The 20,468-nt window shown below is 71.8% G+C and carries 24 protein-coding genes; 18 read left to right on the top strand and 6 right to left on the bottom strand.

The window, feature by feature from the left end; translation table 11 throughout:
* Positions 1-46: 46 nt before the first annotated feature.
* The 3 genes from ABZ899_RS09545 (at position 47) to ABZ899_RS09555 (ending at position 2,337) form a co-directional block, all read left to right on the top strand.
* Positions 47-361, top strand: coding sequence for a hypothetical protein (locus tag ABZ899_RS09545; RefSeq protein WP_361343178.1), 315 nt, complete (start codon positions 47-49; stop codon positions 359-361).
* A 90-nt stretch (positions 362-451) separates the two neighbouring features.
* Positions 452-1,558, top strand: coding sequence for an amidohydrolase family protein (locus ABZ899_RS09550; RefSeq protein ID WP_361343181.1), 1,107 nt, complete (start codon positions 452-454; stop codon positions 1,556-1,558).
* 41 nt (positions 1,559-1,599) lie between these two features.
* Positions 1,600-2,337 (top strand): nucleotidyltransferase, encoded by a 738-nt coding sequence (locus tag ABZ899_RS09555; protein ID WP_361343184.1) that lies wholly within the window; start codon positions 1,600-1,602, stop codon positions 2,335-2,337.
* Here ABZ899_RS09555 and ABZ899_RS09560 read toward each other — a convergent pair.
* From ABZ899_RS09560 to ABZ899_RS09575, 4 genes are all read right to left on the bottom strand, one after another.
* On the bottom strand, positions 2,292-3,314 hold the full coding sequence (locus ABZ899_RS09560) for a COX15/CtaA family protein (RefSeq protein ID WP_361343186.1): 1,023 nt from the start codon (positions 3,312-3,314) through the stop codon (positions 2,292-2,294). The two genes, ABZ899_RS09555 and ABZ899_RS09560, sit on opposite strands and share 46 nt — an antisense overlap.
* Before the next feature lie 56 nt (positions 3,315-3,370).
* Complete coding sequence (locus ABZ899_RS09565; protein ID WP_361343189.1) at positions 3,371-4,147, bottom strand: ABC transporter permease; 777 nt, start codon at positions 4,145-4,147, stop codon at positions 3,371-3,373.
* Positions 4,144-5,067, bottom strand: a complete 924-nt coding sequence (locus tag ABZ899_RS09570; RefSeq protein WP_361343192.1) for an ABC transporter ATP-binding protein — start codon at positions 5,065-5,067, stop codon at positions 4,144-4,146. The genes ABZ899_RS09565 and ABZ899_RS09570 overlap by 4 nt, the downstream gene beginning before the upstream one ends.
* A 68-nt stretch (positions 5,068-5,135) precedes the next feature.
* Positions 5,136-5,933, bottom strand: coding sequence for an AAC(3) family N-acetyltransferase (locus ABZ899_RS09575; RefSeq protein WP_361343195.1), 798 nt, complete (start codon positions 5,931-5,933; stop codon positions 5,136-5,138).
* A gap of 161 nt (positions 5,934-6,094) precedes the next feature.
* On the opposite strand from ABZ899_RS09575, the gene ABZ899_RS09580 reads away from it, so the two are divergent.
* From ABZ899_RS09580 to ABZ899_RS09615, 8 genes are all read left to right on the top strand, one after another.
* Positions 6,095-6,847: an ArsR family transcriptional regulator gene (locus tag ABZ899_RS09580; protein ID WP_361343198.1), complete on the top strand. Its 753-nt coding sequence runs from the start codon at positions 6,095-6,097 to the stop codon at positions 6,845-6,847.
* Positions 6,844-8,265 (top strand): Fe-S cluster assembly protein SufB, encoded by a 1,422-nt coding sequence (gene sufB / locus ABZ899_RS09585; protein ID WP_361343200.1) that lies wholly within the window; start codon positions 6,844-6,846, stop codon positions 8,263-8,265. Before ABZ899_RS09580 ends, sufB begins: the two co-directional genes overlap by 4 nt.
* An 87-nt stretch (positions 8,266-8,352) precedes the next feature.
* A complete protein-coding gene (gene sufD, locus ABZ899_RS09590; protein ID WP_361343202.1) occupies positions 8,353-9,534 on the top strand; it encodes a Fe-S cluster assembly protein SufD in 1,182 nt (393 codons plus the stop codon).
* Positions 9,534-9,851 (top strand): bifunctional 3-phenylpropionate/cinnamic acid dioxygenase ferredoxin subunit, encoded by a 318-nt coding sequence (locus tag ABZ899_RS09595; RefSeq protein WP_361343203.1) that lies wholly within the window; start codon positions 9,534-9,536, stop codon positions 9,849-9,851. Before sufD ends, ABZ899_RS09595 begins: the two co-directional genes overlap by 1 nt.
* A 7-nt stretch (positions 9,852-9,858) precedes the next feature.
* Positions 9,859-10,623 (top strand): Fe-S cluster assembly ATPase SufC, encoded by a 765-nt coding sequence (gene sufC, locus ABZ899_RS09600; protein WP_361343205.1) that lies wholly within the window; start codon positions 9,859-9,861, stop codon positions 10,621-10,623.
* Positions 10,620-11,876, top strand: a complete 1,257-nt coding sequence (locus ABZ899_RS09605) for a cysteine desulfurase (protein ID WP_361343208.1) — start codon at positions 10,620-10,622, stop codon at positions 11,874-11,876. The genes sufC and ABZ899_RS09605 overlap by 4 nt, the downstream gene beginning before the upstream one ends.
* Positions 11,877-11,897: 21 nt before the next feature.
* Entirely contained in the window at positions 11,898-12,368 is a 471-nt protein-coding gene (gene sufU, locus ABZ899_RS09610; protein ID WP_361343211.1) for a Fe-S cluster assembly sulfur transfer protein SufU, read from the top strand.
* Entirely contained in the window at positions 12,365-12,697 is a 333-nt protein-coding gene (locus ABZ899_RS09615) for a metal-sulfur cluster assembly factor (RefSeq protein ID WP_007381214.1), read from the top strand. The genes sufU and ABZ899_RS09615 overlap by 4 nt, the downstream gene beginning before the upstream one ends.
* Before the next feature lie 65 nt (positions 12,698-12,762).
* Here ABZ899_RS09615 and ABZ899_RS09620 read toward each other — a convergent pair whose 3' ends face one another.
* Positions 12,763-13,593: an AbfB domain-containing protein gene (locus ABZ899_RS09620; RefSeq protein WP_361343214.1), complete on the bottom strand. Its 831-nt coding sequence runs from the start codon at positions 13,591-13,593 to the stop codon at positions 12,763-12,765.
* A 282-nt stretch (positions 13,594-13,875) separates the two neighbouring features.
* Here ABZ899_RS09620 and ABZ899_RS09625 point away from each other — a divergent pair, with 282 nt between their 5' ends.
* The 7 genes from ABZ899_RS09625 to ABZ899_RS09655 all read left to right on the top strand — a co-directional run bounded on the left by ABZ899_RS09625 (position 13,876) and on the right by ABZ899_RS09655 (position 19,347).
* Positions 13,876-14,721 carry an endo alpha-1,4 polygalactosaminidase gene (locus tag ABZ899_RS09625; RefSeq protein ID WP_361343217.1) on the top strand — a complete coding sequence of 282 codons (846 nt, stop codon included), beginning with the start codon at positions 13,876-13,878 and terminating at the stop codon, positions 14,719-14,721.
* A gap of 95 nt (positions 14,722-14,816) precedes the next feature.
* Positions 14,817-15,137, top strand: coding sequence for a multidrug efflux SMR transporter (locus ABZ899_RS09630; RefSeq protein WP_361343220.1), 321 nt, complete (start codon positions 14,817-14,819; stop codon positions 15,135-15,137).
* The gene (locus ABZ899_RS09635) at positions 15,137-15,748 is read left to right on the top strand and encodes a TetR family transcriptional regulator (protein WP_361343223.1); all 612 of its coding nucleotides are present in this window, start codon (positions 15,137-15,139) and stop codon (positions 15,746-15,748) included. Before ABZ899_RS09630 ends, ABZ899_RS09635 begins: the two co-directional genes overlap by 1 nt.
* Before the next feature lie 54 nt (positions 15,749-15,802).
* Positions 15,803-16,792, top strand: coding sequence for a 2,3,4,5-tetrahydropyridine-2,6-dicarboxylate N-succinyltransferase (gene dapD, locus ABZ899_RS09640; RefSeq protein WP_361343226.1), 990 nt, complete (start codon positions 15,803-15,805; stop codon positions 16,790-16,792).
* Positions 16,793-17,207: 415 nt separating this feature from the next.
* A complete protein-coding gene (locus ABZ899_RS09645; RefSeq protein ID WP_361343578.1) occupies positions 17,208-17,387 on the top strand; it encodes a hypothetical protein in 180 nt (59 codons plus the stop codon).
* 160 nt (positions 17,388-17,547) lie between these two features.
* Positions 17,548-18,108 (top strand): SigE family RNA polymerase sigma factor, encoded by a 561-nt coding sequence (locus tag ABZ899_RS09650; protein ID WP_361343229.1) that lies wholly within the window; start codon positions 17,548-17,550, stop codon positions 18,106-18,108.
* Positions 18,109-19,347, top strand: coding sequence for a WD40 repeat domain-containing protein (locus tag ABZ899_RS09655; protein ID WP_361343232.1), 1,239 nt, complete (start codon positions 18,109-18,111; stop codon positions 19,345-19,347).
* Between the two features lie 25 nt (positions 19,348-19,372).
* On the opposite strand, the gene dapA is transcribed toward ABZ899_RS09655, so the two are convergent.
* Positions 19,373-20,284, bottom strand: coding sequence for a 4-hydroxy-tetrahydrodipicolinate synthase (dapA, locus tag ABZ899_RS09660; RefSeq protein WP_361343235.1), 912 nt, complete (start codon positions 20,282-20,284; stop codon positions 19,373-19,375).
* Positions 20,285-20,468 lie beyond the last annotated feature (184 nt).

The following is a 20,468-nucleotide window of genomic DNA, read 5'->3' on the forward strand; positions in this document are numbered from 1 at the left end:
ACCCCGCCCGTCGCGCATTGATCTACCGGTCGGTAGCATCCTGGCCATGGCAGACGACACGCAGCAGGTCGACGAGCGCAAGGTGACCCGCCTCGCGCACCGGATCAACGCCTTCGCCAAGTCCCACGGCGGTGCCGAGGCCCATGTCGAGTACCTCGGCGAGCGCGGCGCCCGCATCGTGCTCGTGGGCGAGGACGGCGGCTGGGGCGACCTGGTGGCCCCCACTTTCGCAACCGCCGAGAAGGCCGTCGAGAAGGCCGGGATCACCCGGCACGAGTCCTTCGACGGCGAGTTCGCGGCGAAGGTGACCACGGGCCCCTACGAGTGGAAGCGGATGGCCGGCATCCAGGTCGGCGGCTGAGAAGCCCGCGCGCTTCCCCCCAACACCTCGGCACCGGTTCACCCGTTAGGACGTGTAGAGCACGCCAGCGTCCACCCGCGGGGAGCCCGTATGATCGACACGCCGTCCCTCGTGGACCAGTACTGCCACGGCGTACTGAGAGCGGAACTGGGCCTCGGCACCTTCGAGGCCCAGCTCGCCCGCACCGAGGGACCACCGGCGCCCGGCACCACGCTCTTCGACACCCAGACCGGCTTCGCCGTACGGCGCTGGTGCCCGCCGCTCCTCGGCCTGGAGCCGCACTGCCCGCCCGCCCGCTATCTGGCCCGGCGCCGTGAGCTCGGCGTCTGGGAGGCCGGACGGCGGCTGCTGCGGGGCAGCGGCATCACCACCTACCTGGTCGACACCGGCCTGCCCGGCGACCTGACCGGCCCCCCGGAGATGGCCTCCGCCGCCTCCGCCGAGGCCCACGAGATCATCCGCCTCGAACTCCTCGCCGAACAGGTCGCCGACACCTCCGGCACCGTCGAGTCCTTCCTCGCCAACCTCGCCGAGTCCGTGCACGGCGCGGCCGCGCACGCCGTCGCCTTCACCTCGGTCGCCGGGGTACGGCACGGCCTGGCGCTCGCGCCCGAGCCACCGGGGCCGGGGGAGGTGCGGGGCGCGGCCGGACGCTGGCTCTCGGCCCGCGAGGTCGGCGGCGAGCTGGCCGACCCGGTGCTGCTGCGGCACCTGCTGTGGATCGCGGTGGCGTCCGGGCTGCCGCTCCAGCTGCACGCCGGGCTGGGCCAGCCGGGTCTGCGCATCGACCGCACCGACCCGGTCCTGCTCACGGACTTCGTCCGCGCCACCGCGGGCCTCGGCACCGACCTGGTCCTGCTGCACGGCTATCCCTACCACCGGCACGCCGCCCATCTCGCCGGTGTCTTCCCGCACGTCTACGCCGACTCCGGCGCCGCCCTCGTGCGCACCGGCGCCCGCGCGGCCACGATCCTCGCCGAGATCCTGGAGCTGGCCCCCTTCGGCAAGATCCTCTTCTCCAGCGGCGCCCAGGGCCTGCCCGAGCTGCACGTCGTCGGCGCACAGCTGTTCCGCGAGTCCCTCGCCCGGGTGCTCGGCACCTGGGTCACCGAGGGCGCGTGGTCACCGGCGGACGCTCAGCGGGTGGCGGAGATGGTGTCGTGGGGGAACGCCCGCCGGGTCTACGGCCTGGAGTGAGCGGGGTGTACGCCCCGCGCGCCCGCGGCCAGACTGACGGGATGCCGACCGACGCCCTGCTCGACCGCTTCCTGACCGCCCTCGGACCGCTGGAGCCCCTCGCCGTCTGGGCGCACGGCTCGCTCGCCGGCGGCGACTACCAGGAGGGCCGCAGCGATCTGGACCTGATCGCCGTCCTGGACGGCTCGCTCACCCCGCGCACGGTCTGGCGTCTGGCGACGCTGCACGCCCGGCTGCGGACCGCGCCGCTCGCGCCGCTGCTGCACTGCTCCTACCTCACGCCGGACACGCTGGCCGATCCCGCCCGGCGCCATCTCACCTGGGCGCACGAGGAGCTGTTCCGGCGGCCGGTCACCCCCGTGACCCGGCGGGAGCTGCACACCTTCGGGCGCGTGCTGCACGGCGAGGCGCCCGCCGCCCTGCTGCCGCCGGTTCCGGACCGCGAGCTGGCCGCCTTCGTCGTGCGCGACCAGCGGGACTTCTGGCGGCCGGCCGTGGCCGACGCCCGGCTGTGGACGCGGGACGTCTGGGTCGACCTGGGGCTGATCACCTTCGCGCGGGCGAGCGTCACCGCGCGTGAGGGACGGCTCATCTCCAAACGGGAGGCGCTGGAGCTGCTGCCCGGGCTGGGAGCGCCCGCCGAGGTGGTCGCCGACGTCCACGGCCGCCGCTACGGCCGGGCGAAGCCGCCGTCCGGGGCGTGGGCAGCGCGCCGGGCCCGGCTGACGCGTGCCTACCTGGGGCCGGCGATCGACGCGCTGGTGGCGTCGAGCGGCTGAGCGGGCGGATCCGGCATGGACGCCTCCGGCCGCTCGCGCAGCGCGAGGAGCACCCGCAGCACCGCGATCCACACCAGGGCCGAGCCCAGCATGTGCAGGCCGACCAGCAGCTCCGGGAGATCCGTGAAGTACTGGACGTAGCCGATGACGCCCTGCGCCAGCAGCACGAGGAACAGGTCCCGGGTGCGGTCCAGCGGGCCCTTCGGGGCGTCGACCGCCTTGAGGACGAACCAGAGCGCGAAGGTCAGCGTCACGACGATCCAGGCCAGGACGGCGTGCAGCTTCGTCACGGTCTCCCAGTCGACCGGCATCCGCTCGACCTCGCTGGAGTCGCCCGCGTGCGGCCCGGCGCCGGTGACCACCGTGCCCACCAGGATCAGCAGCACCGTGGCGGCCACCAGGAACCACACGAGCTGCTGGACGGCCCCGCCGACCAGCGGGCGGGGCGCCGCGTCCCCCTCACGGGCGCGCTGCCACATCACCACGGCGACCGCGATGAGCGCGGACGACGCCGCGAAGTGGGCCGCGACGGTGTACGGGTTCAGGCCGACGAGGACGACGATGCCGCCGAGCACGGCGTTGCTCATCACGATCCAGAACTGCGCCCAGCCCAGCCGGGTCAGGCCGCGCCGGTACGGCTCGGTGGAGCGGGCGGCGATGATCGCCCAGCCGACCGCCGCGCACAGCACGTACGTCAGCATGCGGTTGCCGAACTCGATTGCGCCGTGCAGGCCCATCTCGCGGGTGTTGGTGAGCGAGTCGCCGGTGCACTTCGGCCAGGTCGGGCAGCCGAGCCCGGAACCGGTGAGGCGCACGGCCCCGCCGGTGACCACGATGACCACGGACATCACGAGCGCGGCGAGCGCCGCGCGCCGGACGGTCCGCGGGTCCGGGGTCCAGCGGGCGGCGATGAAGGCGAGCGGGTTGCGCACGGCGGCCTGGGCGTCGGCGCGGGTCAGGTTCTGCACGCGCACCATCGTAGGCCGCCGCTTGTGCACGCTTTCACGAGGGGGGCGCGCCGCGGGCCGGCGCGCTACTCCCAGCGGAAGAACCGGCCGGCCGCCGCGAGGCCCACGACCGCCCACACGGCGAGGATGGCCACATCGCCCCAGGGCATCCCGGCGCCGTGCTGGAGCACGTCCCGCAGCCCGTCGGAGAGCGCGGAGACGGGCAGCAGGCCGAGGAGGTCCTGGGCGGCGTCCGGGAACTTCTCCAGCGGCACGACGACCCCGCCGCCGACGAGCAGCAGCAGGAAGACCAGATTGGCGGCGGCGAGCGTGGCCTCCGCCTTCAGGGTGCCCGCCATCAGCAGGCCGAGGCCCGAGAAAGCGGCCGTGCCGAGGACCAGCAGCACGAGCACGGCCGCCGGGTTGCCGTGCGGCGACCAGCCGAGCGCGAGGGCGATCAGCGTCAGCAGGACGATCTGCAGGACCTCGGTGACCAGCACCGACAGCGTCTTGGCCGTCATCAGGCCCCAGCGCGGCAGCGGGGAGGCCGCCAGCCGCTTCAGCACGCCGTACCGGCGCTCGAAGCCCGTCGCGATGGCCTGCCCGGTGAACGCCGTCGACAGCACGGCGAGCGCCAGGACGCCGGGGGCGAGGAAGTCGACCGCCTTCCCGGAGCCGGTGTCCACGACGTCGACCGAGCTGAAGAGCACCAGCAGCAGGGTCGGGATCACGACCGTCAGCAGCAACTGCTCGCCGTTGCGCAGCAGCATCTTCGTCTCGAGCGCGGCCTGAGCGGCGATCATGCGCCCCAGTGGCGCGGCGCCCGGCTTCGGGGCGTACGCCCCGGTGCTCGTGGTGGTCATGAGCGCAGCTCCTTGCCGGTCAGCTCCAGGAAGACGTCCTCCAGCGTGTGCCGCTCCACCGAGATCCGGTCCGGCATCACCCCGTGCTGCGCGCACCAGGACGTCACCGTGGCGAGCAGTTGCGGGTCGACCTTGCCGACGACCCGGTACGAGCCGGACGTCAGCTCGGCCGCCGTGCAGTCGGCGGGCAGCGCCTTGAGCAGGGAGCCCACGTCGAGGCCGGGACGGCCGGTGAAGCGCAGGGTGTTCTCGGCGCCGCCGCGGCACAGCTCCTCGGGGGAGCCCTGGGCGATGACCCGGCCCGCGTCGATGATGGCGACGTCGTCGGCGAGTTGTTCGGCCTCGTCCATGTAGTGCGTGGTGAGGATCACCGAGACGCCGTCGTCACGCAGGTCCCGGACCAGGTCCCAGGTGGCCCGGCGGGCCTGCGGGTCGAGCCCGGCGGTCGGCTCGTCGAGGAAGACCAGCTCGGGCCGGCCGACGACGGCCATGGCGAGCGCGAGCCGCTGCTGCTGGCCGCCCGAGAGCCGGCGGTACGAGGTCCGGCCGCAGCCGCCGAGTCCCAGCCGCTCGATGAGCGCGTCCACGTCCAGGGGGTGGGCGTGCAGCTTGGCGACATGGCGCAGCATCTCGTCCGCGCGCGCCCCCGGGTAGACACCGCCGGACTGGAGCATCACCCCGATCCGGGGCCGCAGCGCGCCGGACTCCCTCACCGGGTCGAGGCCGAGGACGCGGACCGTGCCGGAGTCGGGCCGGCGGTAGCCCTCGCAGGTCTCCACCGTCGTCGTCTTGCCCGCGCCGTTCGGTCCGAGCACGGCTGTGACGCCCGCCCGGGCCACCAGGTCGAGACCGTCCACCGCGGTTTTGCCGCCGTACCGCTTCACCAGGGCGTGGACCTGGACCACGGGCTCGTTTCGCATGGCTCAAGAGTCTAGGGAGACCGCGGGTCCCCCGAACGGCCGGGTGCGCATCTCCCCGTTCGGCCGCCTCATATCTCCTCGGCGCGGGGCCGGTGCGTCTCCAGCCACGGCACCGCGTAGGCCACGGCGTCCCGCAGGGGGAACAGGCGTGCCTCGGCCGCGCCCACCCTGCCGCGCAGGACCGGACGGTCCCGTTCGAAGTCGTGCCCGAGCTCGTCGAAGCGTTCCGAGGTGATCGACACCTCGGTGACCACCTCCCACCCCCGGGGCCCCGGCCGTCCCACGCGCACCCGCGGGGAGGGGATCCGGTACTCGGCCAGGTGGAAACCGGTGCACGTGCCGTAGCCGGCGCCGAGCAGCAGCACGCGCGCGTGCAGCGCCTCCAGCCGGGCCAGCGGGCTGCGCTCGCCGAGCCGGCAGTCCGGGGCGTGCCCGTCGGTGATCTCCCGCGCGCGGGCTCCGAGGGCGGCGAAGGACGTCTGCGGATGCGCGCTGCGCAGGGCGCCGGGCCAGGTCCGGACGGTCTCCGGGACGGCGCCCATGCCGCGTGAGGGGGTCACCCGGGGGTCGAAGGCGGGCATGGTCGCCCGGATGGTCTCCCACCACTCCTCGGGCACCGGCGGGTTCTGCCACACGGCCGGATCGGAGAGATCGCCGGTCTGGGTGGGGACCACCAGAGTGCCGTCCGGGCCGAGCGCTTCGAGCAGCCCCTTGACGACGGCGACGGCACCTCCGCACACCCAGCCGAGGGAACTGAGCGAGGAATGCACGAGGAGGGTGTCGCCCTCCCGCACACCGAGCGCGCGCAACTGGGCCGCGAGGGTGTCGCACGTGACAAGAGGGCCGGTCGGAGGGGGTGTCGCCATGGTCGGCGAGTGTTCCGGACGGGGGCGTACGGCGCCACCGGTTTGATCGATCAAAGATCGTTCCCGCAGGTCACGTTAGGTATACCTAAGTGACGCAGGGCACCGTCGTCGCTGACGGGGGTGGGTTGCCTGGCTTCGAGGAATTACGCAACAATGGCGTTGTGAAAAACGTCGGCGAGGCTCGGGAGACCCCCACGGGGGCCCCTCAGGAGGAGTTCGCGACCGGAGAGCGCTCGACGCGCAACCGGGTCGCGCGATCCATCCTGGACCACGGGCCGTCGACCGTCGCCGACCTGGCCGGCCGGCTGGGCCTCACGCAGGCCGCCGTGCGCAGGCATCTCGACGCGCTCGTCGCCGACGACGTCGTGGAGGCCCGGGAGCAGCGGGTCTACGGCGCGCGCACGCGCGGGCGGCCCGCCAAGGTCTTCGCGCTCACCGACTGCGGTCGCGACGCCTTCGACCAGTCCTACGACAAGCTCGCGGTGGACGCCCTGAAGTGGATCGCCGAGCGCGAGGGCGGAAGCGAGGCGGTCGCCGCCTTCGCCCGCGCCCGCATCGCGGCCCAGGCGCGCGCCTACCGCGAGGCGATCGAGGCGGCCGGACCCGACGAGCGCACCGAGGCCCTGGCCAAGGCCCTCAGCGCCGACGGGTACGCTGCGGCGGCGCGCAGTGCGCCCCACCCGCAGCAGGGCGAGCAGCTCTGCCAGCACCACTGCCCGGTCGCCCACGTCGCGGAGCAGTTCCCGCAGCTGTGCGAGGCGGAGACGGAGATCTTCGCCGAGCTGCTCGGGACCCACGTCCAGCGACTGGCGACCATCGCGCACGGCGACGGCGTCTGCACGACGTTCATCCCCAGGATTTCCCACACCACTGATCACGCATCTGCAAGCACGGCCGGGAGGAACCCCGCATGACTCTCCCCACGGAGACTGCCCACCCTGAGCTCGAGGGCCTGGGCAACTACGAATACGGCTGGGCCGACTCCGACGAGGCCGGTGCCGCAGCGAAGCGCGGCCTGAACGAGGACGTCGTCCTCGACATCTCCGGCAAGAAGTCCGAGCCGGAGTGGATGACGAAGCTGCGCCTCAAGGGCCTGAAGCTCTTCGAGAAGAAGCCCATGCCGAACTGGGGCTCGGACCTGTCGGGCATCGACTTCGACAACATCAAGTACTTCGTGCGCTCCACGGAGAAGCAGGCGGCGTCCTGGGAGGAGCTCCCGGAGGACATCAAGAACACGTACGACAAGCTGGGCATCCCGGAGGCCGAGAAGCAGCGCCTCGTCGCCGGTGTCGCCGCCCAGTACGAGTCGGAGGTCGTCTACCACCAGATCCGCGAGGACCTGGAGGAGCAGGGCGTCATCTTCCTCGACACCGACACCGCGCTGAAGGAGCACCCGGAGCTCTTCAAGGAGTACTTCGGCACCGTCATCCCGGCCGGTGACAACAAGTTCGCCGCGCTGAACACCGCGGTGTGGTCCGGCGGCTCCTTCATCTACGTGCCGAAGGGCGTGCACGTCGAGATCCCGCTCCAGGCCTACTTCCGGATCAACACCGAGAACATGGGCCAGTTCGAGCGGACCCTGATCATCGTCGACGAGGGTGCCTACGTGCACTACGTCGAGGGCTGCACCGCCCCGATCTACAAGTCCGACTCGCTGCACTCCGCGGTCGTCGAGATCATCGTCAAGAAGAACGCCCGCTGCCGCTACACGACCATCCAGAACTGGTCGAACAACGTCTACAACCTGGTCACCAAGCGCGCCGTCGCCTACGAGGGCGCCACCATGGAGTGGATCGACGGCAACATCGGCTCCAAGGTGACGATGAAGTACCCGGCCGTCTACCTGATGGGCGAGCACGCCAGGGGCGAGACCCTGTCCATCGCCTTCGCGGGCGAGGGCCAGCACCAGGACGCCGGCGCCAAGATGGTCCACATGGCCCCGAACACGTCCTCCAACATCGTCTCCAAGTCGGTGGCGCGCGGCGGCGGCCGTACCTCCTACCGCGGTCTCATCGAGATCGGCGAGGGCGCCCCGGGCTCGAAGTCCAACGTGCTCTGTGACGCCCTGCTCGTCGACACGATCTCGCGGTCGGACACCTACCCGTACGTCGACGTCCGCGAGGACGACGTCTCCATGGGCCACGAGGCGACCGTCTCCAAGGTCTCCGAGGACCAGCTCTTCTACCTGATGAGCCGCGGTCTGAGCGAGGACGAGGCGATGGCGATGATCGTGCGCGGCTTCGTCGAGCCGATCGCCAAGGAGCTGCCGATGGAGTACGCCCTGGAGCTCAACCGGCTGATCGAGCTGCAGATGGAAGGCGCGGTCGGCTAGTACCCGCCCCTCCGCTCCAGCAGCAGGCGGCCCGCCCCAGCGGCGGGCCGAAGATCGTAAACGTAGGAAGAGAGCAGACCGACAGCCATGGCTGAGGCCCAGAACATCCCGGTGGGCTCGACCACCGCCGGCTCGATCGCGGTGGCCGCGGAGTCGACCGTCGTCTCGCGCATGAGCGCGCCCCCGTCCTTCGACGTGGCGGACTTCCCCGTCCCGCACGGCCGTGAGGAGGAGTGGCGGTTCACCCCGCTGGAGCGCCTGCGCGGCCTGCACGACGGCACCGCCGTCGCGGCCGGCGAGGGCGTGAAGGTCACCGTGTCGGCGCCCGACGGCGTGGTCGTCGAGACCGTCGGCCGTGACGACGCCCGGCTCGGCAAGGCGGGCACCCCCGCGGACCGCGTCGCCGCCCAGGCGTACTCCGCCTTCGAGCAGGCCGGCGTGGTCACCGTCCCCAAGGAGACGGTCCTCACCGAGCCCATCCGCATCGCCGTGCACGGCGAGGGCGGGGTCCGCTACGGCCACCAGGTCATCGAACTGGGCGCCTTCGCCGAGGCCGTCGTCGTCATCGACCACACCGGTGACGCCGTGCTCGCCGCCAACGTCGACTACATCCTGGGCGACGGCGCCAAGCTGACCGTCGTCTCCGTCCAGGACTGGGACGACAAGGCCGTGCACGTGGCCCAGCACAACGCCCTCGTGGGCCGCGACGCCTCCTTCAAGTCGGTCGTCGTCACCTTCGGCGGCGACGTCGTCCGGCTGAACCCGCGCGTCGAGTACGCCGGCCCCGGCGGTGAGGCCGAGCTGTTCGGCCTGTACTTCACCGACGCCGGGCAGCACCAGGAGCACCGGCTGCTGGTCACGCACAACACCCCGCACTGCAAGTCCAACGTCGTCTACAAGGGCGCGCTGCAGGGCGAGGACGCCCACGCCGTGTGGATCGGCGACGTCCTCATCGAGGCCAAGGCCGAGGGCACGGACACCTACGAGATGAACCGGAACCTGGTTCTGACCGACGGCGCCCGTGTCGACTCCGTCCCGAACCTGGAGATCGAGACCGGTGAGATCGTCGGCGCGGGCCACGCCTCCGCGACCGGCCGCTTCGACGACGAGCAGCTCTTCTACCTGATGGCCCGCGGCATCCCGGCCGACGAGGCCCGCCGTCTGGTGGTCCGCGGCTTCTTCGCCGAGCTGGTCCAGCAGATCGGCGTCGAGGACCTCCAGGCCCGGCTGCTCGAGAGGATCGACGAAGAGCTGGAGGCGTCGGTCTGATGGCCTTCGTACGCGCCTGTGGGCTGAGCGAGCTGGAGGAGGGCACCCCCAAGCGGGTGGAACTCGACGGCACGCCGGTCTCGGTCGTCCGTACCGAGGGAGAGGTGTTCGCGATCAACGACATCTGCTCCCACGCGAACGTCTCGCTCTCCGAGGGCGAGGTGGAGGACTGCCAGATCGAGTGCTGGCTGCACGGCTCCGCCTTCGACCTCCGCACCGGCAAGCCGTCCGGCCTTCCCGCGACGCGCCCCGTCCCCGTATACCCCGTAAAGATCGAAGGGGACGACGTGCTCGTCTCCCTCACCCAGGAGTCCTGAGGCACCCATGGCAACGCTTGAAATCCGAGACCTGCACGTCACCGTCGAGGCCGACAACGCCACGAAGGAGATCCTCAAGGGCGTCGACCTCACCGTGAAGCAGGGCGAGACGCACGCCATCATGGGCCCCAACGGCTCCGGCAAGTCGACCCTCGCCTACTCCCTCGCGGGTCACCCGAAGTACACGATCACGTCCGGTTCCGTCACCCTCGACGGCGAGGACGTCCTGGAGATGTCCGTCGACGAGCGCGCCCGCGCCGGCCTGTTCCTCGCGATGCAGTACCCGGTCGAGGTCCCCGGCGTCTCCGTCTCCAACTTCCTGCGCACCTCCGCCACCGCCGTCCGCGGCGAGGCCCCCAAGCTGCGCACCTGGGTGAAGGAGGTCCGCGAGGCCATGGAGCGCCTCAACATGGACCCGGCCTTCGCCGAGCGCAACGTCAACGAGGGCTTCTCCGGCGGTGAGAAGAAGCGCCACGAGATCCTTCAGCTGGAGCTGCTCAAGCCGAAGATCGCGATCCTCGACGAGACCGACTCCGGCCTGGACGTCGACGCCCTGCGCGTCGTCTCCGAGGGCGTCAACCGCGTCCGTGAGACCGGTGAGGTCGGCACTCTCCTCATCACCCACTACACGCGCATCCTGCGCTACATCAAGCCCGACCACGTGCACGTGTTCGCGAACGGCCGCATCGCCGAGTCCGGCGGAGCGGAGCTCGCGGACCAGCTGGAGGCCGAGGGCTACGACAAGTACGTGAAGGGTGGCGCATCCGCGTGACACAGCTGCCGGGCCTCCTCGACACCGAGGCGCTGCGCAAGGACTTCCCGATCCTTGACCGCGTCCTGCACGACGGCAAGAAGCTCGTGTACCTGGACAACGCGGCGACCTCGCAGACGCCGCGCCAGGTCCTCGACGTGCTCTCCGAGTACTACGAGCAGCACAACGCCAACGTCCACCGTGGCGTGCACGTCCTCGCCGAGGAGGCCACGGCACTGTACGAGGGTGCGCGGGACAAGGTCGCGGAGTTCATCAACGCGCCCTCCCGCGACGAGGTGATCTTCACCAAGAACGCCTCCGAATCCCTCAACCTCGTGGCGAACATGCTGGGCTGGGCCGACGAGCCCTACCGCGTGGACGCCGACACCGAGATCGTCATCACGGAGATGGAGCACCACTCCAACATCGTGCCGTGGCAGCTGCTCGCGCAGCGCACGGGCGCGAAGCTGAAGTGGTTCGGCCTCACCGACGACGGCCGTCTCGACCTGTCCGACATCGACCAGGTGATCACGGAGAAGACGAAGATCGTCTCCTTCGTGCTGGTGTCGAACATCCTCGGCACCCACAACCCGGTCGAGGCCATAGTGCGCCGCGCGCAGGAGGTCGGCGCGCTGGTCTGCATCGACGCCTCGCAGGCGGCTCCGCACATGCCGCTGGACGTACAGTCCCTCCAGGCCGACTTCGTGGCCTTCACCGGCCACAAGATGTGCGGCCCGACCGGCATCGGCGTCCTGTGGGGCCGCCAGGAGCTGCTGGAGGACCTGCCCCCGTTCCTCGGCGGCGGCGAGATGATCGAGACCGTCTCGATGCACTCGTCGACGTACGCCCCCGCCCCGCACAAGTTCGAGGCGGGCACCCCGCCGATCTCGCAGGCCATCGGTCTGGGCGCGGCGATCGACTACCTCAACTCGATCGGCATGGACAAGATCCTCGCCCATGAGCAGGCCCTCACGGAGTACGCGGTGAAGCGCCTGACGGAGGTCCCCGACCTGCGGATCATCGGCCCCACCACGGCCGAGGACCGGGGCGCCGCGATCTCCTTCACGCTGGGCGACATCCACCCGCACGACGTGGGCCAGGTCCTCGACGAGCAGGGCATCGCGGTCCGGGTCGGCCACCACTGCGCCCGTCCCGTGTGCCTGCGGTACGGAATTCCTGCGACCACGCGAGCGTCGTTCTATCTGTACTCCACGCCGGCCGAGATCGACGCTCTGGTGGACGGCCTGGAGCACGTACGGAACTTCTTCGGCTGACGGGACGGGACGAGCGATCGCATGAAGCTGGATTCGATGTACCAGGAAGTCATCCTGGACCACTACAAGAACCCGCACGGGCGTGGTCTGAGGGATGGCGACGCCGAGGTGCACCACGTGAACCCGACGTGCGGCGACGAGATCACCCTGCGTGTGAAGTACGACGGCACGACGATCGAGGACGTCTCGTACGAGGGCCAGGGCTGCTCCATCAGCCAGGCGAGCGCGTCCGTGCTGAACGAACTCCTCGTCGGCAAGGACCTCTCCGACGCGCGGACGATCCAGGAGACCTTCCTGGAGCTGATGCAGTCCAAGGGGAAGATCGAGCCCGACGACGCCATGGAGGAGGTCCTGGAGGACGCGGTCGCGTTCGCCGGGGTCTCCAAGTACCCGGCCCGGGTCAAGTGCGCCCTCCTCAGCTGGATGGCGTGGAAGGACGCGACGGCCCAGGCGCTGGACGCCGGAGCCGACGCCGAAAGGAAGACGGCATGAGCGAGACCGTTGAGATGAAGCCGGCCTCCGAGGAAGAGATCCGCGAGGCGCTGTACGACGTCGTCGACCCCGAGTTGGGCATCGACGTCGTCAACCTCGGCCTGATCTACGGCATCCACGTCGACGACGCGAACATCGCGACCCTCGACATGACCCTGACCTCGGCGGCCTGCCCGCTGACGGACGTCATCGAGGACCAGGCCAAGTCCGCCACGGACGGCCTCGTCAGCGAGCTGCGCATCAACTGGGTCTGGATGCCGCCGTGGGGCCCGGACAAGATCACGGACGACGGGCGCGAGCAGCTGCGCGCGCTGGGCTTCAACGTCTGAGCCCCCGCTTCGGCGACCCTGTGGCCCCCGGCTTCGCCGGCCGGGGGCCACAGGTGTGTCCGGGCTCACCCGGCCGGCGCGTCGACCAGCCGGAACGCCGAGTCTGCCAGGAACAGGCCGTCCCGCTGGTAGGGGTCCAGCCACAGCCGGAAGTCCCGGTGCCGCAGGAAACGGCCCGGATGGTTCACCGACTCCAGCATGACGGCACCGGAGTGCGGCGAGGGGTGGGGGCAGAAGGTGGCGTCCTGACGGAACAGGGCGGAGCCGTCGTGGCGGTCCTCGCGCAGCAGGAAGTCCCGGTGGCGCAGATAGCGGCCGTCGGCCGTGGCGAAGGAGTGACAGGACACGTCGGCGAGGCCCGCGACCAACCGGAAGGTGACGTCGGCGCGCTGCCCGGAGCCGACCGGGTCCAGCCGCACGGAACCGCCGGTCATATGCCACTGCCGGTCGGGGTAGTTGACCGCGCGGACCGAGCGCCAGGCGCCCTGGACCGGCGAGGGGCCGGTGGGGCGGGCCGACGGGCGGGCCCCGGCCGAGGCCGACGGGGACGCCTCCGGCGCGGGCGCCGGGGCGGAGGTTCCCCGCCCGGGTGCCCGGGTCCTCGACTGCCCCGCGGCCATGCCGCTCTGCCCCGCGGGGGGACTCTCGGAGGGCGTGGAGAACGACAGCAGACCGGGGACGCCGACTTCGACGCGTGAGGGCGCCGGCGGGGCCGACACGTCGTCAGGATCCGACCCGGACACGGTCAGTGCCGTCGCACAGGCGACGATCGTCGCCACGGCCAGCCCGCCGGCCAGCCACAGACGGCGGGTCCCCGGCGCCCGGGAGGTGTCCGGGGCCCAGCCGTCCTCCCAGACCGGCCGGTCCTGGGGCGGCCGGGATGTGTTGTCGGGCATGGGTGTTCCTCCAGCGGCGTCCAACGGCGACGGCCGCGGCTGTGCAGGACTGGTGTGTGAACGGTGGAACACTAGTGGAGACGGGGGCTGCGGAGTAACGGTTCGAAGTGATCCGATTCCAGGTGCGTGTTCATTCCCCACGCATACGCAACTCACCTGTCACAAACGGGACTTGACGCGTAAGCGGGAGCGACCGCGGACCCCTTCCGGGGCGGTCCCGCGGTCCCCGCACGGCATCATGGCGGGAGATCATCTCCCGGCGACGACAGGAGTGCCCCGACCATGTTCCAGCGCGTCCCCCGCGCCCTGCGCCGGCTGACGGCGGCCGCGGCCCTGTGCGGTGCGTTCGGCACGGCCCTGACGGGCTGCGCCGGCTCCGGCGGCGAGGAGGGCGAGGCGGCGCCCCGCGCGGTGCGGGCACCCGAACCGGGTCTCGCCTTCGACTACCAGATCGGCGGCGCCTACCGGCCCCCGGCCGGAGTGCGCGCGGTCTCCCGCGACCGGACGTCGAAGCCGGCGAAGGGCGTCTACAACATCTGCTACGTCAACGCCTTCCAGGCCCAGCCGGACGCCGGCGACTGGTGGCAGGAGCATCACCCGGACCTGGTGCTGCGCGGCGCCGACGGCGCCCCGGTCGTCGACCGCGACTGGGACGAACTGGTCCTCGACATCTCCACACGGGGCAAGCGCGCACGCCTCGCCCGGATCGTCGGCGAGTGGATCGACGGCTGCGCGAAGGACGGCTTCCAGGCCGTCGAGGCGGACAACCTCGACTCGCACGAACGCTCCGAGGGGCTGCTGACCGCGGCCGACAACATGGCCTTCGGCAAGCTGATCACCGCGCGGGCGCACGCCGCCGGTCTCGCCATCGGCCAGAAGAACGCCGCCGAACTGGCCGGGCGGGGCCGCCGCATCGGCTTCGACTTCGCGGTCGCCGAGGAGTGCGGGCAGTACGACGAGTGCGACGTGTACGCGGACGCCTACGACGACCGCGTCTTCGACATCGAGTACCGGACGGACGGCTTCGACGCGGCCTGCGAGGGCTGGGGCGACCGGGTCTCGGTGGTCCTGCGGGACCTGGACGTCGTGGCGCGGGGGGAGTCCGGCTACCGGCACCGCACCTGCTGAGGGGGCTCTCCGCATACGCGCGCGAGCGATGCGTGAGTCATGGCCGTACGCATCACTGTGTACCCTCGTACGCATCGCTGTGTACGCTCGTACGCATGGGATACCTGCTGCTGGCCGGAGCCATCGCGGCCGAGGTGGCCGCCACCACCGCCATGAAGTACAGCGAAGGCTTCAGCAGGCTTCTGCCCTCCCTGCTGACCGCGCTCGGCTACCTCGTCTCCTTCGCGCTGCTCGCCCAGACCCTGAGGACCGTCTCCGTCGGCACGGCCTACGCGATCTGGGCCGGGGTCGGCACCGCCACCATCGCCACCATCGGCGTCCTGTTCCTGGGGGAGGGAATGACCGCCGTCAAGGCCGCCGGCATCGCGCTGATCATCCTCGGCGTGGTCGTGCTCAACCTGGGCGGTGCGCACTGATGGCCCGGCGCCACGACCCCGAACGACGACAGCGGATCATCGACGCGGCGATCCGGGTGGTCGGCGCGCACGGCATCGCGGGACTGAGCCACCGCACGGTCGCCGCGGAGGCGGACGTGCCGCTCGGCTCCACGACGTACCACTTCAAGACCCTCGACGACCTGCTCGTGGCCGCGCTGCGCCAGGCCAACGAGGGCTTCGCCAAGGTGATCGCCTCGCGCGGCGGCCTGGAGGACCCGGACACCGACCTGGCCGCCGAACTCGCCGGGTGGATGGGGGAGTGGCTGGCGGGCGACCACACCGGCGTGGAACTGGAGTACGAGCTCTACCTCGCCGCGCTGCGCCGCCCCGCCCTGCGCCCGGTCGCCGCCGAGTGGGCCGACGCCCTGGCAGCCCTGCTGACCCGCCACACGGACCCGGTCACGGCGCGGGCGCTGGTGGCGCTGATGGACGGCATCTGCCTGCAGGTGCTGCTCACGGAGGTGCCGTACGACGAGGGGTACGCGCGGGAGGTGCTGGGGCGGGTCGTGGGGCGAGGGGTGGGGCCGGGGCGATCTAGGGTCACCGGCCCGGGCGGGCCCCTGCCCCCCTCTCCTCGGCCCGCACCCTGAGACGTCCCGGACGCCGGTTGGCCCGGGCGGCCCCGCGCCGGTTAGGTTTCCCTCATGACCGACACGACTGCTCCCCGCACCACCGGCGCTGTGGCCGCCGGCCTTGCCACGATCGCCGCCGACGGCACCGTTCTGGACACCTGGTTCCCCGCGCCCGAGCTCGTCGCCGAGCCCGGCCCCTCCGGCAGCGAGCGGCTGTCCGCCGAGAGGGCCGTGGAACTGCTCGGTGAGGGCGCCGCCAAGGCGATCGGTCCCGACGCCCGGCGCGGGGTCGAGGTCGTCGCGGTCCGCACGGTCATCTCGTCGCTCGACGACAAGCCCGTCGACGCGCACGACGTCTACCTGCGTCTGCACCTGCTCTCCCACCGCCTGGTCAAGCCGCACGGCCTCAGCCTGGAGGGGCAGTTCGGCTTCCTCGCCAACGTGGCCTGGACGTCCCTCGGGCCGGTCGCCGTGGACGACGTCGAGAAGGTCCGCCTGAACGCCCGCGCCGAGGGCCTGCACCTCCAGGTGACCTCGATCGACAAGTTCCCGCGGATGACGGACTACGTGGCCCCCAAGGGCGTCCGCATCGCCGACGCCGACCGCGTCCGCCTCGGTGCGCATCTCGCCGAGGGCACCACGGTCATGCACGAGGGCTTCGTCAACTTCAACGCCGGCACGCTCGGCACGTCGATGGTCGAGGGCCGCATCTCGGCGGGCGTCGTCGTGGGCGACGGCTCGGACATCGGCGGCGGCGCCTCCACGATGGGCACGCTGTCCGGCGGCGGCAACGTCATCATCTCCATCGGCGAGCGCTGCCTGGTCGGCGCCGAGGCGGGCGTCGGCATCGCGCTGGGCGACGAGTGCGTGGTCGAGGCCGGCCTGTACGTCACGGCGGGCACGCGGGTGACGATGCCCGACGGCCAGATCGTCAAGGCCCGCGAACTCTCCGGCGCCTCCAACATCCTCTTCCGCCGCAACTCGGTCACGGGCGCGGTGGAGGCCCGGCCGAACAACGCGGTGTGGGGCGGGTTGAACGAGGTCCTGCACAGCCACAACTGATCATGGGCGGCCGTGAGCTTTCGGCCGCCTTGGTGATCGAGGCCCTGACTCGCCGAGCGCCCTTCCACGACCCCGGGACGGTCTGGAAGGGCGCTGGTGCTTGCCCCCGTTGAGGAAACGTTTCTCCTTCCGGAGTCGCGACCACGTCGATGCGTCGCGCTTCTGTCCGTTGTGTTCGCCGGCCCGGCCAGGTACCGGGCACGCGCGTCGGCCCCGGACGGCACACCGCATGCCATCAGGTGACGCACGACCCTCTGACGTGCACGTACGGGTTACTTCGCGTGACCATCGGCCCGGTCGGGCCGATGAACGGGTGGACGCAGGGTCCGATCAGACGTCGAACCTATGAGATGAGGGCCGAGGGTTGAGGAAGACGAAGGTGCGGGGCGGCGCGGTAGCGCGCCTCGGGGCGGGGATGCTGGTCGCGGGGGTCGTATGCTGCGTGGCCGCCGGAAGCGCTCACGCCGACGAGACCAGCACCGGGGCGCACAACGGGCCCCGGATCGGGCTGGTCAACACGGGACAGGTCGACGATCCGATGGAGGATGTGCTGGAGCACTTCCTGCTCGTCGGTGACGGGTACACCTGGGGCTGAGGCGGGGGCTGCTACGGGGGGCTCACCAGGCCCCCCGGCTACCCGGGGCATCCTCCGCACCCGTCGATTTCCCCGCGGTGGCATAGCGGCGGCGCCCCGCACACGTCACACGAAGCAGAGAGGCGGGCGTCCGGTCCGTCCGACGGACGAGAAGGTGACGATGGATGCGGAAGCCCAGGCCGGCTTTCGGGGGTTCGTGGAGAGCAGGTCGTCCGCGCTGCTCAAGACCGCCGTGCTGCTGAGCGGCGGCGACCGGCACGCCGCCGAGGACCTGTTGCAGAACGCCCTGATCAAGGCCGCCGGCCGCTGGCAGCGGATCGACGAACCCGAGGCGTACGTACGGCAGATCCTGTACCGGCAGCAGATCAGCCGCTGGCGGCTGAAGTGGCGGCGGCGGGAAGTGAGCGTCGCCGAGCTCCCCGAGCCCGGCGGCGAGCCGGACGCCTCGGCCGCCGCCGAACTGCGGCTGCTCATGCGCGGCGCCCTCGCCCGGCTCACCCCGCGCCAGCGCACCGTCCTGGTGCTGCGCTACTTCGAGGACCTGCCCGAGGCCGACGTGGCCCGCGTCCTCGGCTGTTCGGTCGGCACCGTACGGTCCACCACCCACCGCTCGCTGGCCCGCCTGCGCGCCCTCGCCCCCGAGCTGCGCGCCCTCGACCCCGGCGCGGCCACCGCCCGGCCGGCGCCGTCCCGCGACTTCTCCCCGATGGAGGTGCGTTAAGTGAACGTCGAGGAACTCGTGCGCCAGTCGCTGCGGGAGCAGGCCGGTGAACAGCCGCCCGTGGACGCCGGCTTCGCCGACCGGGTGCTCGCGGTCCGCCGGCGCCGCCGCACCCGGCGCATCGCCTCCGTCGCGGCGGCCACCGCGGCCGTCGTCGGCATCGCGGTCGCCGTGCCGCTGCTCGGCACCGGCGAGGACGACGCCCGTCCCGCGGCCGGCCTGCGGACCGACGGCGTCCAGGCCCATCCCGACCAGTCGCCGCCGCGCGACGTGATCGGCGCCGGCGAGACCGTCCTGGCCGCCCACTACACGTCCGCACTGCGCGTCCGGTCCGAGAAGCGCGGCACCGTCGAGCGCACCTACTGGCTGCTCGACGCGAAGACCGGCACGTACAAGAGGGACAGCCGCTGGTCGTTCGTCGCCGTCGCGCCCGGTCTGAGGACGGCCGCCGTGCTGGAGCGGGGGCTGCCCGCCCACCGGATCGGCCTGCTCGACCTCGCGTCGGGCCGGGTCGAGCGCTGGATCCCGGTCCAGCACGGCGTCGGCGGCGTCGCGTTCGGCCACGACGGGAGCAAGCTCGTGGCGACCACGTACGGGGAGGACCCCGACCTGCGCACCAGGGAGAAGACGGACGGCCCCGACGGGCGGCCGGTGTGGCAGTGGAACTCCGCGTACGGGCGGTCGAGCCGCTCCGGCTTCTACGTCCTCGACGTGGCGCACGGCACGGGCCCCTGGCGCGCCGTCCCACCCGAGGCCGACATCAAGGCCCGCCAGGACTTCGCGTTCAGCCGGGCCGGCGACCGCGTGTACGCGCAGTACATCGAGGGCCGTGACGGACTCCAGCAGTTCTACTCCCTCGACGGCGCCCGGACCGCCGCCCCGGCCGAGGAGAAGCACCTGCGCTCCGACGTCCCCGCGCGGCTCTCCCCGGACGGACGGCTCGCCGCCCTCGGGCTGTCGAAGGAGGTCGACGGCGACCCCGGCCGGAGCTACTCCTCGATCCGCGACCCCCGCACCGGCGAGGAGATCACCGAGGTGCGCGGCGCCGAACTGCTCGCCTGGGCCGACGGCAAGCGGCTCATCGCCTGGGAACGGGTGACCGGACTGGACGAGCCGTACCGGCCCCGGCTGGTCCTGGTCACCCTCGGCAGCGACGAGGTCGTCCCCCTCAGCGGGGTCCGCGAGCCGGACAAGGACATCCAGCGGCAGAACTGGGAACCGGTCTTCGCCCGCCGGTGAGCCCGGGCGCCCGGCGCCCAGGGACTCAGCTCCCGCTCACGAGCTCCTCGTACGCCGCGAGCAGCCCGTCGGCCGCCTCCCGGCCGGCGGGGCGCAGCGGTGCGCGGACCGGGCCGCCGGGGAGACCGAGCGCGCCGAGCAGCGCCTTGGCGGTCACCGCTCCGGGCAGTCCGGCGCTCATCATCGACTCGATCAGCGGGATGGCGCGTTGCTGGAGGCGGGCGGACACGGGGGTGTCGCCCGCCTCGAACGCGTCCAGCACCGACCGGAGATGACGCGGGATCACATTGGCGACCGTACTGACGTAGCCGGCGCCGCCCACGGCCCGCAGTGCGAGGATGTGCTCGTCGCACCCCGCGTAGTACGCCAGGTCCGTGCGCGCGATGACCTTCTGGGCGGCCAGGAAGTCGTACGAGCAGTCCTTCACCGCCACGATCCGCGGGTGCCCGGCGAGCCGGAGCATCGTCTCCGGTTCGATGCGGGTGCCGGTCCGGCCGGGGATGTCGTAGAGGACGACCGGCAGTCCCGACGCGTCGGCGACCTCCCGGAAGTGCGCCTCCACGGCGTCCTGCGGGGGCCTGCTGTAGTAGGGGGCGACCACCAGCAGGCCGTCGGCGCCCGCCTTCTCGGCGGCCAGGGCCAGTTCGACGGTGTGGCGGGTGTCGGCGGTCCCGACGCCCGCGACGATCGAGGCCCGGTCGCCCACGGCCTGCCGCACCGCCCGGATCAGCTCCGCCTTCTCCGCGTCGGACGTGGTCGGGGACTCCCCGGTCGTGCCGGACAGCACCAGGCCGTCACAGCCCTCGCCCGCCAGCCGGTCGGCGAGACGCTGCGCGCCGTCGAGGTCGAGCGCGCCGTCCTGGGTGAACGGGGTGACCATGGCGCACAGCGCCCGGCCGAGGGGAGGGGCGGCGGCGGAAGTGTCGGGAGTCGTCATGGAGGTAGTCTCGGCACGCTCGATCACGTAGCTCCACTTAAATTATCTACGAGGTATCGGTAAGCAATACTGAGCGGTGGTAGGGCTGGTCCGGTCGGCTCCGGCTCTTCCGGGTGCGCTTGACCTCAACTTCGCTCGAGGTCGAAAGGTGGGTCCTGCGGGTGACCGCCCGCGATCACCACCG

Source organism: Streptomyces sp. NPDC046859 (assembly GCF_040645135.1).
GTDB lineage: Bacteria > Actinomycetota > Actinomycetes > Streptomycetales > Streptomycetaceae > Streptomyces.

Excerpts from the sequence above, each read along its gene's own strand:
- ABZ899_RS09545 (WP_361343178.1), top strand. The coding sequence starts at position 47 with ATGGCAGACGACACGCAGCAGGTCGACGAGCGCAAGGTGACCCGCCTC.
- ABZ899_RS09550 (WP_361343181.1), top strand. The coding sequence starts at position 452 with ATGATCGACACGCCGTCCCTCGTGGACCAGTACTGCCACGGCGTACTG.
- ABZ899_RS09555 (WP_361343184.1), top strand. The coding sequence starts at position 1,600 with ATGCCGACCGACGCCCTGCTCGACCGCTTCCTGACCGCCCTCGGACCG.
- ABZ899_RS09560 (WP_361343186.1), bottom strand. The coding sequence starts at position 3,314 with ATGGTGCGCGTGCAGAACCTGACCCGCGCCGACGCCCAGGCCGCCGTG.
- ABZ899_RS09565 (WP_361343189.1), bottom strand. The coding sequence starts at position 4,147 with ATGACCACCACGAGCACCGGGGCGTACGCCCCGAAGCCGGGCGCCGCG.
- ABZ899_RS09570 (WP_361343192.1), bottom strand. The coding sequence starts at position 5,067 with ATGCGAAACGAGCCCGTGGTCCAGGTCCACGCCCTGGTGAAGCGGTAC.
- ABZ899_RS09575 (WP_361343195.1), bottom strand. The coding sequence starts at position 5,933 with ATGGCGACACCCCCTCCGACCGGCCCTCTTGTCACGTGCGACACCCTC.
- sufB (WP_361343200.1), top strand. The coding sequence starts at position 6,844 with ATGACTCTCCCCACGGAGACTGCCCACCCTGAGCTCGAGGGCCTGGGC.
- sufD (WP_361343202.1), top strand. The coding sequence starts at position 8,353 with ATGGCTGAGGCCCAGAACATCCCGGTGGGCTCGACCACCGCCGGCTCG.
- ABZ899_RS09595 (WP_361343203.1), top strand. The coding sequence starts at position 9,534 with ATGGCCTTCGTACGCGCCTGTGGGCTGAGCGAGCTGGAGGAGGGCACC.
- sufC (WP_361343205.1), top strand. The coding sequence starts at position 9,859 with ATGGCAACGCTTGAAATCCGAGACCTGCACGTCACCGTCGAGGCCGAC.
- sufU (WP_361343211.1), top strand. The coding sequence starts at position 11,898 with ATGAAGCTGGATTCGATGTACCAGGAAGTCATCCTGGACCACTACAAG.
- ABZ899_RS09615 (WP_007381214.1), top strand. The coding sequence starts at position 12,365 with ATGAGCGAGACCGTTGAGATGAAGCCGGCCTCCGAGGAAGAGATCCGC.
- ABZ899_RS09620 (WP_361343214.1), bottom strand. The coding sequence starts at position 13,593 with ATGCCCGACAACACATCCCGGCCGCCCCAGGACCGGCCGGTCTGGGAG.
- ABZ899_RS09625 (WP_361343217.1), top strand. The coding sequence starts at position 13,876 with ATGTTCCAGCGCGTCCCCCGCGCCCTGCGCCGGCTGACGGCGGCCGCG.
- ABZ899_RS09630 (WP_361343220.1), top strand. The coding sequence starts at position 14,817 with ATGGGATACCTGCTGCTGGCCGGAGCCATCGCGGCCGAGGTGGCCGCC.
- ABZ899_RS09635 (WP_361343223.1), top strand. The coding sequence starts at position 15,137 with ATGGCCCGGCGCCACGACCCCGAACGACGACAGCGGATCATCGACGCG.
- dapD (WP_361343226.1), top strand. The coding sequence starts at position 15,803 with ATGACCGACACGACTGCTCCCCGCACCACCGGCGCTGTGGCCGCCGGC.
- ABZ899_RS09645 (WP_361343578.1), top strand. The coding sequence starts at position 17,208 with ATGCTGGTCGCGGGGGTCGTATGCTGCGTGGCCGCCGGAAGCGCTCAC.
- ABZ899_RS09650 (WP_361343229.1), top strand. The coding sequence starts at position 17,548 with ATGGATGCGGAAGCCCAGGCCGGCTTTCGGGGGTTCGTGGAGAGCAGG.
- dapA (WP_361343235.1), bottom strand. The coding sequence starts at position 20,284 with ATGACGACTCCCGACACTTCCGCCGCCGCCCCTCCCCTCGGCCGGGCG.